Origin of the sequence: Nocardioides zeicaulis (genome assembly GCF_042432345.1) — a bacterium.
In the GTDB taxonomy this organism is placed as follows: Bacteria; Actinomycetota; Actinomycetes; order Propionibacteriales; family Nocardioidaceae; genus Nocardioides; species Nocardioides zeicaulis.
The window spans coordinates 721,531-734,998 of record NZ_JBHLXH010000002.1 but is presented as its reverse complement, the minus strand read 5'-3'; the positions used below and the strand labels follow the sequence as shown (position 1 = coordinate 734,998).

The 13,468-nt window shown below is 74.2% G+C and carries 9 protein-coding genes; 4 read left to right on the top strand and 5 right to left on the bottom strand.

Annotation, left to right across the window (positions count from 1 at the left end; all coding sequences use genetic code 11):
• Window positions 1-45 precede the first annotated feature (45 nt).
• Complete coding sequence (locus ACFFJG_RS18115) at window positions 46-714, bottom strand: hypothetical protein (RefSeq protein ID WP_378520176.1); 669 nt, start codon at window positions 712-714, stop codon at window positions 46-48.
• Window positions 715-819: 105 nt separating this feature from the next.
• Here ACFFJG_RS18115 and ACFFJG_RS18110 point away from each other — a divergent pair, with 105 nt between their 5' ends.
• Complete coding sequence (locus ACFFJG_RS18110; RefSeq protein ID WP_378520175.1) at window positions 820-2,046, top strand: SpoIID/LytB domain-containing protein; 1,227 nt, start codon at window positions 820-822, stop codon at window positions 2,044-2,046.
• On the top strand, window positions 2,043-2,987 hold the full coding sequence (locus ACFFJG_RS18105; protein WP_378520174.1) for an SGNH/GDSL hydrolase family protein: 945 nt from the start codon (window positions 2,043-2,045) through the stop codon (window positions 2,985-2,987). Before ACFFJG_RS18110 ends, ACFFJG_RS18105 begins: the two co-directional genes overlap by 4 nt.
• Window positions 2,988-3,005: 18 nt before the next feature.
• Here the strand turns inward: ACFFJG_RS18105 and ACFFJG_RS18100 are convergent, their stop codons facing one another.
• The 3 genes from ACFFJG_RS18100 to ACFFJG_RS18090 form a co-directional block, all read right to left on the bottom strand.
• On the bottom strand, window positions 3,006-6,599 hold the full coding sequence (locus ACFFJG_RS18100) for a fibronectin type III domain-containing protein (RefSeq protein ID WP_378520173.1): 3,594 nt from the start codon (window positions 6,597-6,599) through the stop codon (window positions 3,006-3,008).
• Window positions 6,600-6,670: 71 nt separating this feature from the next.
• Window positions 6,671-10,057: a pyruvate carboxylase gene (locus tag ACFFJG_RS18095; RefSeq protein WP_378520172.1), complete on the bottom strand. Its 3,387-nt coding sequence runs from the start codon at window positions 10,055-10,057 to the stop codon at window positions 6,671-6,673.
• Between the two features lie 63 nt (window positions 10,058-10,120).
• Window positions 10,121-11,059: an NAD-dependent epimerase/dehydratase family protein gene (locus tag ACFFJG_RS18090; protein ID WP_378520171.1), complete on the bottom strand. Its 939-nt coding sequence runs from the start codon at window positions 11,057-11,059 to the stop codon at window positions 10,121-10,123.
• 135 nt (window positions 11,060-11,194) lie between these two features.
• Between ACFFJG_RS18090 and ACFFJG_RS18085 the strand changes: the two genes are divergently transcribed.
• Window positions 11,195-11,902 carry a TetR/AcrR family transcriptional regulator gene (locus ACFFJG_RS18085; protein ID WP_378520170.1) on the top strand — a complete coding sequence of 236 codons (708 nt, stop codon included), beginning with the start codon at window positions 11,195-11,197 and terminating at the stop codon, window positions 11,900-11,902.
• 2 nt (window positions 11,903-11,904) lie between these two features.
• Here the strand turns inward: ACFFJG_RS18085 and ACFFJG_RS18080 are convergent, their stop codons facing one another.
• The gene (locus tag ACFFJG_RS18080) at window positions 11,905-12,399 is read right to left on the bottom strand and encodes an anthrone oxygenase family protein (RefSeq protein WP_378520169.1); all 495 of its coding nucleotides are present in this window, start codon (window positions 12,397-12,399) and stop codon (window positions 11,905-11,907) included.
• Between the two features lie 80 nt (window positions 12,400-12,479).
• Between ACFFJG_RS18080 and ACFFJG_RS18075 the strand changes: the two genes are divergently transcribed.
• Window positions 12,480-13,436 (top strand): AraC family transcriptional regulator, encoded by a 957-nt coding sequence (locus tag ACFFJG_RS18075; protein ID WP_378520168.1) that lies wholly within the window; start codon window positions 12,480-12,482, stop codon window positions 13,434-13,436.
• Window positions 13,437-13,468 lie beyond the last annotated feature (32 nt).

Below are 13,468 nucleotides of genomic sequence, written 5' to 3'. Positions count from 1 at the left end.
CTGCCAGTGTCACAGGCGGGTGCGACAGTGCAGGGGCGCCGTGGCTCAGGAGCCCATGTAGCCGGCACCGTTGGGGCCGTCGACGGCCCGGTTGAGGTGGGCCTGGGCGAGGTTCTGCTGGCCGTGCACGCCGTAGGAGGGGTCCTGGGCCAGCCTGGCGGCGGCGTCGCCGGTGCCGACGACGCCGCCCGAGAGGTGCCACGGCACCCACCGGTCGCCGACCCGCACCAGCCGCACCAGCGGCTCGTCGCCGGACCCCAGCCGGCGGGCGTCGGAGGCGCAGACGGCGATCGTCCGTGTGGTGCCTCCCGGCGGCGTCCAGGCGACGTCCTGCACCGCCGGTCCGTGACGCGGGTCGAAGAAGCAGGGCTCGCGGCGCTGGGGGAGCGGGTCGCCGTCGCGCAGGGCGAGGACCGCGGCGCGGTGGTAGCGGGCGTCGGCGGTGACCTGCTCGACGGCAGCGACGTCCTCCTCGGTCACGCTGGCGGCGAGGAGGTGCTTGGCCTGGTCGTAGTGCTCGAGGGCGCGGCGGTAGTGGTCGCGCGACGCAGGGTCGAGCTGGTCGCCGAGGGTGTCGACGTGGAGGTCGGCGAGCTGCTCGCCGAGCACCGTGACGTCCTCGTCGACCATGCGCCGGGCGAGACGCCAGCGCTCCTTCGCGGCCAGCTCGTCCTCGCGCCTGCGGCGCCGTCCCCCGAACCATCCTCCGGCCATGGGTCGAGTCTGGCAGGCCCGGCGTCCGCCTGCAGCGCGTCGGCGTACGCCTGTACGCTCGGAGGTTCCGCGTCCTGCACGTCGACCTCGGGGGAGAAACCGCCCATGTCCCGCACCCGCACCCTGCTCGCGCTGGCCACCAGCGCGGCGCTGCTGCCCGTGCTGGCGTCGGCGCCCGCCTCGGCCGCGGAGCCGCGCAGGAAGGTGGAGACCTGGTCCACGCCGGGCGCCACCGCGATCACGATCACCGGCCACGGCTACGGCCACGGGCACGGCCTGTCCCAGTACGGCGCCCAGGGTGCGGCGCTGCAGGGGCTCGGGTGGCAGCAGATCGTGGAGTTCTACTACCCCGGCACGACCTGGACCCGCCTCCGCGGCAAGGTCCGGGTGCTGATCACCGCCGACACCGGTCGTGACGTCCAGGTGCTGGCCCAGCCCGGCACCCGCGTGACCAGCCTGTCCACCGGCCGCACCCGCGCTCTCCCGTCGGGGTCCGCCCGGCGGTGGCGCCTGGTCGGCGCCGGGGGCGACACCGTCGTGCAGCGCAGCGCCGCTGGCGGGTGGCGCACCTGGCGCACGGTCCGCGGCGAGGCCGAGCTGTCCTCGACGAGCGGCCCGCTGACCCTGGTCACCCCCGCCGGCCGCCACCGCTACCGCGGCTCGCTGCAGTCGGTCGCCGGCCGCGACGGGAAGCGCCAGACCGTCAACCGGCTCGGCCTGGAGGCCTACCTCCGCGGGGTCGTGCCGCAGGAGGTCCCCGCCCTCTGGCAGCCCGCGGCGGTGAGCGCCCAGTCGGTCGCCGCCCGCACCTACGCCGCGTTCGAGCGCTCGCACCCCGCAGCCGGGCACTACGACCTCTGCGACACCTCGCAGTGCCAGGTCTACGGGGGAGTCGACGCCGAGCACCCGGCCGCGACCGAGGCGATCCGGGCCACGGCGCAGCAGGGCCTGTCCTACGACGGCCGCCCGGCCTTCACGCAGTTCTCGGCGAGCAACGGTGGCTGGTCGTCCGCCGGCTCGATGCCCTACCTCGTCGCCCAGCCCGACCCCTACGACGGCGTCGACAACCCGAGGTGGGCCACGTGGACCGCGACGGTCGACGACGCGCGGATCGAGGCGCAGTGGCCGCAGGTCGGCGACCTGACCGGCATCGAGGTCACCTCGCGCGACGGCAACGGCGAGTGGGGCGGCCGCGTCACCGACATGGCCTTCACCGGCACGGCCGGCTCGGTGCGGGTCGACGGCGACACCGTGCGCTCGGCGCTGGGCCTCAGCTCCGACTGGTTCACCTTCTCGGTGACCCCGCGGCAGCAGGGACGCGTGCGCCCGTGAGCACCCGACGACGCCTCGCCGGGCTGCTCGGCGTGCTGGCCCTGGCCGCCTCGACCACCTCCGCCTGCTCGGACGGCGCCGCGGCCCCCGACGGCCCCCTGCGCGACCTGACCAAGCCCCTGCCGGTGACCACCGGGATCGACTACGTCGCCCTCGGTGACTCGTTCTCGGCCGGGCCGCTGATCACGACGATGCGCAACGACCCCACCGGGTGCTACCGCTCGCGCGACAACTACCCGGCCTTCCTCGCCGACTGGCTCGACGTCGAGAGCTACACCGACGTCACCTGCTCCGGCGCCACGACGGCCGACCTCACGGGCACGATGCGGCTGCTCGACGGCACGAGGACGGCCCCCCAGCTCGACGCCCTGAGCGCGGACACGGACCTCGTGACGCTCGGCATGGGCGGCAACGACTTCGGCATCTACGAGTCGCTGATCCGCTGCCAGGACGGGGCGAGCGCCCCCTGCGACGTGGGTCGCCTCGAGGCCGACGCGCGGAAGGTGGCCGGGCACGTGCGCACCGCCGTGCGCGACATCGCGCGGATCGCCCCCGATGCCGACGTCTACGTCGTCGGCTACCCCGACATCCTCCCGACCGACGGCACCTGCAGCGCGGTCGGCGCGTCGGGGGCCGACCTCGGCAGCGTCGCAGCCGTGGCCGGGACGCTCAACGACGCGCTGCGGCGCGGCGCGGAGGCCGGCGGGGCGTCCTACATCGACATGGAGGCCGTCTCCGAGGGCCACGACGTGTGCGCGAAGGGCAAGGCGTGGGTCAACGGGCCGCGGCTGCGTCCCGGTGTCGCGGCGCCGTTCCACCCGAAGATCAACGGGATGCGCGCCGTGGCCACCGAGCTCTTCCGCGCCGTCACGGGCGACGACCCCGACGTCACGGAGTACGCCGAGCCCGACCCCGACGCCACGGTCACCAACCAAGGCTGACCGCGGCGCCGGGAGGCCTCAGCGGGGCGAGAACGCCTTCGACATCGACGACGTCGCGCCCCACCCGGCCGCGCTCCTGGCCCGCACCGCGACCTGGTAGGAGCCGGCCTTCAGCGTGAGCTCGGCGACGCGCTTGCCCGCCGTCACGGTCATGCGGGAGGCGACCACCGGCTTGCCCTTCTTCAGGCGGTAGACCACGACCTCGTAGCCGGTGACAGGACCGGAGCCGGCCGAGCGCGGCGCGGCCCACGTCACGGTGACCGTGGCCTTGCCGCCCTTGCTGCCCGGCTTGACGGTGGGGCGTCCCGGTGCGTCGGGCACGCGCGGCGGGGCCGGCGTGCCGGTGCCGCCGGTGGGTGCCGTCGGGGGCGTGACGACCGGCGGGGTCGGGGGCGTCACGACCGGAGGCTGTCCCGGGACGTCCGGGGTGGTGGGCGTCGGGTCGGTCGGGGTCGGGTCGGTCGGGGTCGGGTCGGTGGGCGTGGGGTCGGTGGGCGTCGGGGTCACCGGGCCGTCGGGCACCGTGACGCCGCAGACCACGGGAGCGCCGGTGCGCCCGGTGCGCAGGTGGGCGGTCACCTCGACCTCCCACTGGCCGGGGGAGATCGGGATCGAGGTCGTGTAGTACGGGAGGCTGTCCGACACCACGGTCCACGCCGTCTCCGGCGCCCGTCGGGTGCGCACGCTCCAGTAGTTGACGTTGGTGTCGAACCACTCCCACTCCCACCTCAGCTGGTGGTTGGTGGAGGAGTAGCTCGCCGGGCAGGTGATCGCGGTCGGCTTGAAGTCGAGCGTGGCCATGGTGGAGAGGTAGCCCGGACCGCCCGGGTTGACCGGCGTGATCGAGACCAGGTGGTCGCCGACGGTCAGGCCGGTGAGGTCGATGTGGGGGGTCGACGTGGCGTCGGCGGTGAGCGCCAGCGTGGTGCGGTCCTCGCAGAGGTCGGTGCCGCGGGTGGCGCCGTCGCCGAAGTCGACGTCGCCCGGCAGGTGGACGCCGCCCGGCACGTCGACGCACACGTCGTACCAGAGGATCGGGTCGTGGCCGGGATCAGCCGGCACCACGGGGTCCCAGGCGACCCGGAGGGTGCCGGTGGCGCGATCAGCCGAGGTCACCCGGATCGAGATCGGCTCCACCCGGTCCGGGAAGGGCGAGATCGCGGGCATGTCGAACGACGTGTCGCTCTGCGCAGAGGAGTACTCCGTCGCGTTGGCCGGCCCCCAGAGGTTGGACGCGGCGAGGAGCACGTGCTTGTGGCCCGTGCGCACTCCGGTGAAGGTGTAGGTCGTGGCGCCGGGCGGGAGCGTCACCGTGACCGGGTTCGCGAACGTCCCGGTGGTCAGGGTGAGGAAGATCCGCTGGATCGGCTCGCCGCCGTCGAAGGGCGTCGCCCAGTCGACGGTGACCGTGCGGGCGTCGCGATCGGTGGTGATGGTCGGGGTGATGCGGGTCGGCTTGCCCTTGAGGAGGGCGGTGAAGTCGTAGGCCTCGCCCTCACCGTTGGCGTTGAGGGCGACGATCCGGTAGTCGTAGACCTCGCCGGGGTAGGGGTTGAAGCAGACCTCGCTCCGTTCGGTGCGGCCCGTCGAGGGGAGGTCGAAGACCTTGAACCAGCTGTCGCCGTCGCGCTGCCGCAGCTCGTAGCCGGTGATGGTGGAGCCGCCGTTGGTGGCCGGCGAGGTCCAGGCGACCCGGATGCTGCGGAGGCCGGAGCACGTGACGCCCTCGGTCGCGACGGCCACGTCGGTGACCTGGCTCGGCACGGTCGTCGGGTTGGAGGTCGCCGATGCGGGACCCCCGACCCCGACGGCACTGATCGCGCGGACGGCGACGGTCGAGTTGCGGGTGGCCGCGCCGGGGAACGTCCGCGTGGTGACGTCGGCGCCGAGGTCGACGGCGTCCTTGCCGTTGAGGGTGACGCGGTAGCCGGTGACCGGCTGCCCGCCGGTGTTGGCCGGGGCGCCCCAGCTCGCGACCAGGTCGGCGCCGGAGACGGTGAGCGTCAGCCCGGTGGGCCGGCTCGGGGCCACGTCGGGGGTGCTGCACCCCTGCACCACGAGCCGGTACGCGCCCAGGCTGCCGTCGGTGGAGTAGTCGGTCCTGCCGTCGTCGGAGGTCCACCCCAGGCTGCTGCCCACCTGCACCACGTACGGACCGCCCTCGGGGACGGCCGCCTCCGCGTCGAGGCCCGCGGCGGCCTTGCCGACGTAGGTGGCTCCGCCGTACCACGGCCAGTGGTCGGGCGTGTCGACGCTGGAGACCAGGGGGTTGGGGTGTGCGACGACCGACCCGCCGGGGTGGGCGACGGTGAGGTCGACGTCGAGGTTCGCAGCGCCACCCCCGGTGACCGCGGCCGCGATGTGCGCGCCGCTGGTGCAGTCGTCGACGAGGTAGGTGTCGACGTCGTCCTCGGCGGTGATGTACGCCGTGGTGTCGGGGACGCGCAGCGGGGAGTCCCAGGTGTCGCCGCCCTCGTCGGTGCGGCGGCCGGCGATCGCGGCGATGAGGTCGACGTCGCGCTCGTTGTTGTCCGCACCGGGGTAGTAGCCGTTCGACCACTGGGTGACGGGCCGGTAGTAGGCCGCACCCATGATCGGCGCCCACGTGCCGTGGCCGAGGTAGTAGTCCTGGGCGGCGGTGTCGCCGTCGGCGACCAGGCCGTCGTGGGCGAGGCCGAACGTGTGGCCGACCTCGTGCGAGGCGGCCTCGGCGATGCCCTTGGGCGACTGCCCGACGGAGCCGGCGAACACCCAGGCCGGCTCGCCGACCGGTGCCAGGCGGTCGACCTGGCCCATCAGCGCGACTCCTCCGCACCCGTCGGGGCACAGGGCTGCGGGTGCCGACGTGCTGTCGGTGATGACGAGCCGGGTGCCGAACGCGGTGTCGTCGGCACCGTTGCGGACCAGCGCCGCCTCGCCGGGATCGGCCGTGGTCACGTCGATGTCGAAGGGCGCGTAGTCCTCCGCGACACGGGTCCAGATGTCCGCGATGGCGGCGCGCTCGTCGGCGGAGAAGCCGGGGCCGTCGCCCATCGGGTCCCAACCCTCGTAGCTGCCGGCAGGGAGGTCGAAGTACTGCGCCCAGACGCTGCCGGACGTGACGCCGACGCCGTCGAAGTCGAGGTAGAGGGTGTGCTGCGAACCGGGGAGGCTGTGCAACGACAGCGCCTGGTCGAGCGGGGCCGAGGGCGACGCGGCGGGGGCGAAGCCCTCTCCCCTGTGGACCTGCTCCTTGACGACGAGCTGGCCGGTCGGGGCGACCCACAGGGTCGTGTCCTCCCGCAGGGTGGTCCGCAGCTCGGCCGCGGTGAGGTCGTTCGCGGCAGCGACCACGGGCAGGTCGTCGCCGAGCTGCCGGATGGCGGCTGCGCCGCGGGCGGGCTCCTGCAGGTCGGTCGGCGGGAGCACCTCGAAGCGGGGCTTCCTGCGGTGGTCGCGCTCGGTCGTCGTGACTGCCGGCGCCACCTTCGGCGCGGCCGCGGCCGCGGACACCGTGTCGCCGGGCGAACCGGCCGCCGGCGAGGCGTCGGCGCGACCGGCGCCGGCAGCGGTGGGAGAGGCGAGGAGGAGGAGGGCGGACAGGCCGAGGGCGGTCACGCGGATGTGCTGCACCGCTGAAGGCTAGGGACGCCGCGTCCGCTGCGCGGACGAATGCGCAAACTGCACCCCTGGGGCGGGTGCGCTCAGCCGATCACCAGCACCAGGTCGCCGCCCTCGGCCGCCTTGGTCGAGGGGATCGCCACGCGGCTCACCGTGCCGGCGACGGGCGCGGTGATGGAGGCCTCCATCTTCATCGCCTCGATGGTGGCGACGGTCTGGCCGGCCTCGACGGTGTCGCCCTCGGAGACCAGCACCGTCACGGCGCCGTCGTAGGGCGCGGCGACGTGGCCGGTGGCCTTCGGGTCGGCGCGCTCGGCCGAGGCGACGTCGGCGGAGACGCTGCGGTCGCGGACCTGCACCGGACGGAGCTGGCCGTCGACGGTGGCCATGACCGTGCGGATGCCGCGCTCGTCGGGCTCGCCGATCGCCTCCAGGCCGAAGAGCATCTCGCGGCCCTCGCGCACCCGCACCCGGTGCTCCTCGCCGCGGCGCAGTCCGAAGAGGTAGTCGATGGTCGAGACGCCGGACAGGTCGCCGTGGGCCTCGCGGGACTCGCGGAACGCGGCGGTGGGGCCGGGGAAGAGCAGCTCGTTGAGGGTCGCGCGACGGTCGGTCCCGAGGCCGGCCCGCTGCTCGGCGGTGAGCTCCTCGGCCGGCTTCTTCCACGTGCGACCGGCCAGGGCCTTGGTGCGGAACGGCTCGGGCCAGCCACCCGGCGGGTCGCCGAGCTCGCCGTTGAGGAATCCGACCACGGAGTCGGGGACGTCGTAGGAGCCCGGGTCGGCCTCGAACTCGGCCGGGTCGGCGTGGGCGGCCACCAGGGCGAGGGCCAGGTCGCCGACGACCTTCGACGACGGCGTCACCTTCACGACGTTGCCGAGGATGTCGTTGGCGGCGGCGTACATGTCCTCCACCTGCTCGAAGCGCTCACCCAGGCCGAGGGCGATCGCCTGCTGGCGCAGGTTGGACAGCTGGCCGCCGGGGATCTCGTGGCGGTACACGCGACCGGTGGGGGCGGGCAGGCCGGACTCGAAGGGCGCGTAGACGCGGCGCACGGCCTCCCAGTAGGGCTCCATCGCGTTGACGGCGGCCAGCGAGAGCCCGGTCTCGCGCTCGGAGTGGTCGGTCGCGGAGACGAGCGCGGAGAGCGCGGGTTGCGACGTGCCGCCCGCCATGGCGGCGGAGGCGGCGTCCACGGCGTCGACGCCGGCGTCGATCGCGGCCAGGAGGGTGGCGAGCTGGCCGCCGGGCGTGTCGTGGGTGTGGAGGTGCACCGGCAGGTCGAAGCGCTCGCGCAGCGCCGTGACGAGCGTGCGGGCGGCCGGCGCGCGCAGCAGTCCGGCCATGTCCTTGATGGCCAGCACGTGGGCGCCGGCGTCGACGATCTGCTCGGCCAGGCGGAGGTAGTAGTCGAGGGTGTAGAGGCGCTCACTCGGCGAGGAGAGGTCGCCGGTGTAGCAGAGCGCGACCTCGGCCACCGACGTGCCGGTGGCGCGGACCGCGTCGATGGCCGGGCGCATCTGCGAGACGTCGTTGAGGGCGTCGAAGATGCGGAACACGTCGATGCCGGTCTCGGCGGCCTCCTGCACGAACGCCTCGGTGACCTCGGTCGGGTAGGGCGTGTAGCCGACGGTGTTGCGGCCGCGCAGCAGCATCTGCAGACCGATGTTGGGGATCGCCTCGCGCAGCGCGGCCAGCCGCTCCCACGGGTCCTCGTTGAGGAAGCGGAGGGCCACGTCGTACGTCGCCCCTCCCCAGCACTCGACCGACCACAGCTGCGGCGTCGTCCGGGCGACGTGGCCGGCGACGGCGAGCAGGTCGCGGGTGCGCACGCGGGTCGCGAGCAGCGACTGGTGCGCGTCGCGGAACGTCGTCTCGGTGACCGCGACGCCGTCCTGCGCGCGGAGCCGGCGGGCGAACTCCTCCGGGCCCACCTCGCGCAGCAGCTGGCGGGTGCCGTCGGGCGGCGGCTGGGTGCGGTCGAGCGGTGCGAGCTTGGTGACCGGGTCGACGGTGACCGGGGCGGCGCCGTGCGGCTGGTTCACGGTGACGTCGGCCAGGAACTCCAGCAGGCGGGTGGCGCGGTCGCCGCCGACCTGCGCCTTGAGCAGCTGGGGGTGGTCCTCGATGAACGACGTGGTGACGCCGCCGGCGGCGAAGTCGGGGTCGGCCAGGACGGCTTGGAGGAAGCCGACGTTGGTGGAGACGCCGCGGATGCGGAACTCCAGCAGCGCGCGGCGGGCCTTCTGCACCGCGGCCTCGAACGTGCGGCCGCGACAGGTGAGCTTGGCCAGCATCGAGTCGAAGTGGGGGCTGATCTCGGCGCCGGTGTAGGTGGTGCCGCCGTCGAGGCGGACGCCCGGGCCGCCGGGGGAGCGGTACATCGTGATCCGGCCGGTGTCGGGCCGGAACCCGTTGGCGGGGTCCTCGGTGGTGATGCGGCACTGGAGCGCGAAGCCGCGCGGCTGCACCGACTCCTGGGTGAGCTCGAGGTCGGCGAGGGTGGCGCCGGCGGCGATGCGCATCTGCGACTGGACGAGGTCGACCCCGGTGACCTCCTCGGTCACGGTGTGCTCGACCTGGATGCGCGGGTTCATCTCGATGAAGACGTACCTGCCGGTGGGGTCGAGCAGGAACTCGACGGTGCCGGCGTTCTTGTAGCCGATCTCGCGGGCGAACCGAACGGCGTCGGCGCAGATGCGCTCGCGCAGGTCGGGGTCGAGGTTGGGCGCCGGGGCGATCTCGACGACCTTCTGGTGGCGTCGCTGGACCGAGCAGTCGCGCTCGTGGAGGTGGATGACGCCCTCGTCGGTGCCCGTGCCGTCGGAGAGGATCTGGACCTCGATGTGGCGCGGGTCGACGACGGCCTGTTCGATGAACACCGTCGGGTCGCCGAACGCGCCCTCGGCCTCGCGCATGCAGGTCTCGATGGCCTCGCGGAGGTCGGCGCGGTCGTCGACGCGCCGCATGCCGCGGCCGCCGCCGCCCGCGACGGCCTTGACGAACAGGGGCGCCTCGATCTGCTCGGCGGCGGCGAGGAGCTCGTCGACGTCGGTCGACGGCGGCACGGACTCCAGCACCGGCACCCCGGCGGCCTTCGCGGCCGCGATCGCGCGCGCCTTGTTGCCGGTGAGGGTGAGCACGTCGGCGCTGGGGCCGATGAAGGTGATGCCGGCCTCGGCGCAGGCCTCGGCGAGCGCCGGGTTCTCCGACAGGAAGCCGTAGCCGGGGTAGATCGCGTCGGCGCCGCACTGCACCGCGACCGCGACGATCGCCTGGGGGTCGAGGTAGGCCCGGACCGGGTGCCCCTCCTCACCGATCTGGTAGGCCTCCTCGGCCTTCATCCGGTGCTCGGAGCCCCGGTCCTCGTAGGGGAAGACGGCGACCGTGCGCGCACCGAGCTCGCGCGCCGCTCGGAAGGCCCGGACTGCGATCTCGCCACGGTTGGCGACGAGCACCTTGGAGAACATGGGCCGCAACCTACCGAGTGGGCGGGGTGAGGTGGGTTACTCGTCCGTACCGTGGCTCACCCCTCAGGCGGCGACCGCCAGCTGGGCGCGCCACCAGGCGACGGTGGCCGCGAGACCTTCCTCCAGCGGCGTCGGGGTGAGGCCGAGCCGCTCCTCGCTGGGGCCGGAGTCGAGGACGAAGGGTGCGCTGAACATGTAGGAGGTCTCGGCCAGCTCGCGCATGTCGCGCGAGACCAGGCCCAGGGCGGAGAAGAGCCCGGCCGGCACCGCGGAGACCTTGGGGACGGGTACGCCGGCGGCCGCCGCGACCATCGCCACCAGCTCGCGCTGGGTGAGTGCCGGGGACGTCGGGGCGTGCAGGAACGAGTTCCACAGGTCCTCGCGGGCGGCCGCCCGGATCATCGCGGCCGCCAGGTCGGGGACGTAGGTGAAGGAGTGGGGCTGGTCCGCGCTCCCGACGACGCGCATCGTGCGTCCGGCCAGGACGGTGGGCACCATGCGCTCGCCGGCGTGCGCGTTGCGCACGAGCGGTCCGTAGAAGTCGGAGGCGGCGACGCTCACGGTCGGCGTCGGGGAGGCGTCGCGCTGGGCGAGCAGCTCGGTGCGGACGCCGAGCTTGCCGGTGGTGGCCGCGCGGGGCAGGTCCTCGGTGATCGGCCCGTCGACGGGCCCGTAGGCGTAGAGGCTCTCCGGGAAGACCACCACGGCGCCGGCGCGGCCGGCCGTCTCGAGCACCACGCGCTCGGCCTGCGGCAGCTCGGCGCGCCACGTGCGGGCGTCGTAGCGCGAGCCGTGGATGCAGTGGTGGACCGCGACGGCGCCGGCGAAGGCCTCGTCGAGCTGGTCGGGTCGCGAGACGTCGACGCGCCGCCGCTCCACGAGCGGGTGGTCGGGCCCGGACCCGGAGCGGGTCAGCAGGCGGACCTGCTCGCCCGCCTCGGCGAGCTGGAGGGCGACGGTCGAGCCGACGGGACCGGCTCCGGTGACGACGTGGACGGACATGGCTTCTCCTGCGGGTGATGGTGTGTGAAAAGAGAGCACTGCTCTCGTTCGAGCATCCTGCACTCTCTCTGGACCAAAAGCAAGAGCAGTGCTCTCATAAGTCATCAGCGCTCACGGACGTGGCACACTGGTGGGATGTCGGAGACCTCGCCCCGCGCCCGGGCCCGCGAGCAGACGATGCGCGACATCGTCCGCATCGGTCGCGCGCACCTCGCCACGGACGGCGCCGCGGCGCTGTCCCTGCGGGCGGTCGCCCGTGACCTGGGCGTCGTGTCGTCGGCCGTCTACCGCTACGTCGCGAGCCGGGACGACCTGCTCACCCTGCTGGTCGTCGACGGCTATGACGAGCTCGGCGACGCGGTCGACGCCGCGGAGGCGAAGGTGGACCGGAGCGACCACGCGGGTCGGATGCGGGCGGTCGGGCGCGCGGTCCGCACGTGGGCGCTCGCCGAGCCTGCGACGTACGCCCTGCTCTTCGGCAGTCCCGTGCCGGGCTACGAGGCGCCGGCCGAGCAGACGACCGGACCGGGGACGCGCGTGGTGCGCCGGCTGGTGGAGGTGTGGGAGGACGCCTGGCAGGCGGGGGTCGCGGGCGTCGGCGTGGTCGCCGAGGAGCCCGTCGGGCCGCGTCGGCTCGCGCGCGACCTCGCGCGGATCCGCCGCGAGATGGGCATCACCGCACCCGACGGCCTCGTCGCCCGCGGGCTGCTGGCGTGGGCGGCGCTGTTCGGTTGCGTGAGCTTCGAGTTGTTCGGGCAGTACGGCGCGGCCACGTTCACCGATCCCAAGGACGTCTTCGAGCACCACCTCGACCTGCTGGTGGCCGCCGTCGGCCTGGAGTGACCTCAGCCCCGCATCCGCAGGACTGCTGCGCCCAGGCAGGCCAGGGCGCCGGCGGAGGTCAGCGCCCGGCACGCGTTGAGCACGACCCAGCGGGACTCGAAGTCGGAGCGGACGGCGGCCAGGTCCTGGATCCGGTCCACCGCCCCCGCCGCGGCCAGCGCGTCGTTGAGCGGGACGTTGCCCGCCACCGTGATCAGCACCGTCCCGACGGCCAGGGCCGTCGCGGCGATCGCCCACGTCCGGGCGGGGGCGCCACCCACCGCGGCGACCGCGCCCGCGAGCACCGGCGCGGCGAGGAAGGTCGCGATGAAGACCGGGTTGACGATCGCGACGTTGACCTGCTGCATCGTGGCGACGAAGGTGCGGTCGTCGGTGCGCGCGAGCCCGGGCATGACGCCGGTCGCCCAGGTGAAGTAGGTCCCCGCCTGGAGCCCGGCGACGACGACGGCCGCGACGGTGAGGGTCTGGGACGGGAGGGGGAGCGAGTGCGTGGTCATGTCCCGATCCCACCGTCTCGCGTGGAGGATCTCCATGGTCGAGGACCGCGCGCACATGCGCGGACGTCTATCGTGGCCGGATGGACGCCCTGAGCGCGCTGCTCGACGGTCCGCGCGCGCGGCGCGCGTTCCTCCTCCGGATCCTGCTCGACCCGCCGTGGTCGGTGCGGCTCGAGGACGAGGCGCCGCTGTCGGTGACGTCGGTGGTCCGGGGCCACGCGTGGGTGCGGCCCGACGGTGAGGAGCCGGTCCGGCTCGGGCCGGGGGACGTCGTCGTGTGGGTCGGTCCGGAGCACTGGACCATGGCGGACGACCCCGGGACCGCCGACCAGGTGGTCATCGGTCCCGGCCAGGTCTGCACGACGGTCGACGGTCACGTCGTGGTCGAGGAGATGCGCCAGGGCGTGCGGACCTGGGGCAACAGCACCGTCGGCGACACGGTCCTCCTCACGGGCGTCTACCAGCTCGAGGGCGAGGTCACCCGCCGCCTCGTCCGCTCCCTGCCGCGCACCCTGGTGCTGCGCGCCGACGAGCTCGACACCCCGCTCCTCGGACTGCTGGCCGACGAGGTGGTGCGCGAGGCCCCGGGGCAGGAGGCGGTGCTCGACCGGCTGCTCGACCTGGTGCTGATCACCCTGCTGCGCACCTGGTTCGCGCGCCCGCGCAGCGACGCCCCCGCGTGGTACGACGCGCAGGCCGACGCGGTCGTCGGTCCCGCGATCCGGCTGATGCAGCACCATCCCGCCCACCCGTGGTCAGTCGCGGAGCTCGCCGCGCGGGCCGGGGTGTCCCGGGCCGGCTTCGCCCGCCGGTTCACCGAGCTCGTGGGCGAGCCGCCGATGGCGTTCCTCACCGACTGGCGGATCACGCTGGCCGCCGACCTGCTCCTCGAGCCCGACGCCACCGTCGCCTCGGTGGCCCACCGCGTCGGCTACGCCAGCCCCTTCGCGCTCAGCGCGGCCTTCAAGCGGGAGCGCGGCGTCAGCCCGCGCGACCACCGGCGCGCGGGTGCGGCGCCGGTGGTCCAGGCGACGTGACCAGCTCCCGGAGCCCTGCGCTGCAGGCGTTG